This is a genomic window from Protofrankia sp. Cas8 (genome assembly GCF_963555845.1).
In the GTDB taxonomy this organism is placed as follows: domain Bacteria; phylum Actinomycetota; class Actinomycetes; order Frankiales; family Frankiaceae; genus Protofrankia.
In genome coordinates, this window is record NZ_CAUVXI010000085.1 from 16,043 (window position 1) to 18,710 (window position 2,668).

Genomic DNA, 2,668 nt, shown 5'->3' on the forward strand with positions numbered 1-2,668 from the left:
GGACGCGAGACAGGCAACCAGGACTCCATCCTCTAGAATGACGATCAAGGCTCTGACCTGCGGCGTTGCACTACCGCCGGACCGCTGCAGAACAGGCCCCGGATCGACCCCGCAAACCGCCTGTGACCTGCGAGTTTATCTTCGGGTCCGTGATCATCCCTGGAGGGATTGAAACACGTGTCCGGGCCTGTGTACCCCGATGGCACGGATGGGGGTCCGTGATCATCCCTGGAGGGATTGAAACCTAAATTCGTTACCGGAATTGTTGCTATTGGACTCGTCCGTGATCATCCCTGGAGGGATTGAAACGGTCGACAAGGCGGGCGTAGACCCATGCGCCACAGGTCCGTGATCATCCCTGGAGGGATTGAAACGTCAGCGTGAAGGTGATTCCGTCCAGCGGCTCATGTCCGTGATCATCCCTGGAGGGATTGAAACGTTGGCTGGTCGGATTGGACGACGATCCGATCGTCGTCCGTGATCATCCCTGGAGGGATTGAAACTTGCGATGTCGGCCGCCGCCCGACAGAACGAGAGTCCGTGATCATCCCTGGAGGGATTGAAACATCGCGGCGAAGATCGCCACGGCCGGTCTGGAATGGGTCCGTGATCATCCCTGGAGGGATTGAAACACTCTAGCGCCGCACCTTCCTGGTAGGGGTAGCTGGTCCGTGATCATCCCTGGAGGGATTGAAACGCCGCCGCTCGACTGCGCGCGCGGACCGCCAGAAGTCCGTGATCATCCCTGGAGGGATTGAAACGCGTAGCGGGGATGTCGTCCACAGTGCGGCACGTCGTCCGTGATCATCCCTGGAGGGATTGAAACGTGGCTCCGCACCCTGACCGCGCGCCGTGTTGGTGGTCCGTGATCATCCCTGGAGGGATTGAAACTAGGTCGGTGCAGCGGCTGTGACAGCAGCTGGCACGAGTCCGTGATCATCCCTGGAGGGATTGAAACGTTGCATTCCAGTCGTATTCCGCTACCTCTCCTTTGTCCGTGATCATCCCTGGAGGGATTGAAACAAGGTCCACCACCATCGGGAGCGCGTGGCCTGCACAGTCCGTGATCATCCCTGGAGGGATTGAAACTCGGCGTTGTGGCGATCCTCGCCCTGTTGGAGATCCAGGTCCGTGATCATCCCTGGAGGGATTGAAACCGGTTGATCGGCCTGGTTGATCAGGGGAGCGCGGTGGTCCGTGATCATCCCTGGAGGGATTGAAACCGCGGCCGCGGGGGGCACGAGGGAGCACCGCCGGGGTCCGTGATCATCCCTGGAGGGATTGAAACGCCTTGCGAGTGGGGTACCGTCACGTGTGCTCCCGGTCCGTGATCATCCCTGGAGGGATTGAAACTTGTGGCCAGGGCACATCCCTGGTCACCTAGGCTCAGGGTCCGTGATCATCCCTGGAGGGATTGAAACTCCGTTGTTAAATCCACCGACCAGATCTAGCCAGTCGGTCCGTGATCATCCCTGGAGGGATTGAAACGCAGGCGATCTGATTGTTAACGGAGGTCATATGGGGAGGTCCGTGATCATCCCTGGAGGGATTGAAACCGTCATCGTCGCGATCTTGGGAGATGCGGGCGTAGGGTCCGTGATCATCCCTGGAGGGATTGAAACACGATATAAAGGCGTCCGCGAAGGGAATGTCCGGGCGGTCCGTGATCATCCCTGGAGGGATTGAAACCCGACCAGCTGGTGGCTGCACCGACCTACGGCGACGCGGTCCGTGATCATCCCTGGAGGGATTGAAACTTGGCGCTACCGCCAGTCCAAAATACTGGATTGATGGTCCGTGATCATCCCTGGAGGGATTGAAACACTGTTCAGGATTGGTGACATGGGTCCTGCACAACGGGTCCGTGATCATCCCTGGAGGGATTGAAACAGCAGAGGCCGGAGTTCCCGGACTCCAGCAGTCTTGGTCCGTGATCATCCCTGGAGGGATTGAAACCTCACTCGTCCGCGCGCGGCGTAGCAGGACGCGCAGGGTCCGTGATCATCCCTGGAGGGATTGAAACTCCAGCTCCCCGTCCGCCTGATGTCCCCCTGAGCCGGGTCCGTGATCATCCCTGGAGGGATTGAAACGTAGTGGACGTTCCTTATCTCTATCAAGACATATTTGGTCCGTGATCATCCCTGGAGGGATTGAAACGGAGGTACCGCTGGAGACGTAGGCATCAGCTCCCGCGGGTCCGTGATCATCCCTGGAGGGATTGAAACGCCGGTCTTCGGACGTTTGACGTGCGTCAACGGCGAGTCCGTGATCATCCCTGGAGGGATTGAAACGACCGCCTCGCGGCCTGTTCGAGGGAAAGCCCTTGGTCCGTGATCATCCCTGGAGGGATTGAAACGTCCAGCCGATGCGGCTACCGCGCGGCCGGTCGAGTCCGTGATCATCCCTGGAGGGATTGAAACGCTAGCGCGGTCACCCGGCCGAGGATGTCTCTGATGTCCGTGATCATCCCTGGAGGGATTGAAACGACGACATTCCCCGCCAAGAAGCCCGGCTGCGGGTCCGTGATCATCCCTGGAGGGATTGAAACTCAGGCTCCGCGAGGGTCCGCGGGGTACCAGGCATGTGTCCGTGATCATCCCTGGAGGGATTGAAACACGCGGCCGAAGCGTCCGACCCGGTACTCGCCCGGTCCGTGATCATCCCTGGA

General features: G+C 59.6%; 1 CRISPR repeat array.

The window, feature by feature from the left end:
- Window positions 1-145 precede the first annotated feature (145 nt).
- Window positions 146-2,615: direct repeats of the CRISPR family, unit length 30 nt; unit sequence GTCCGTGATCATCCCTGGAGGGATTGAAAC.
- The last annotated feature ends 53 nt before the right edge of the window (window positions 2,616-2,668 follow it).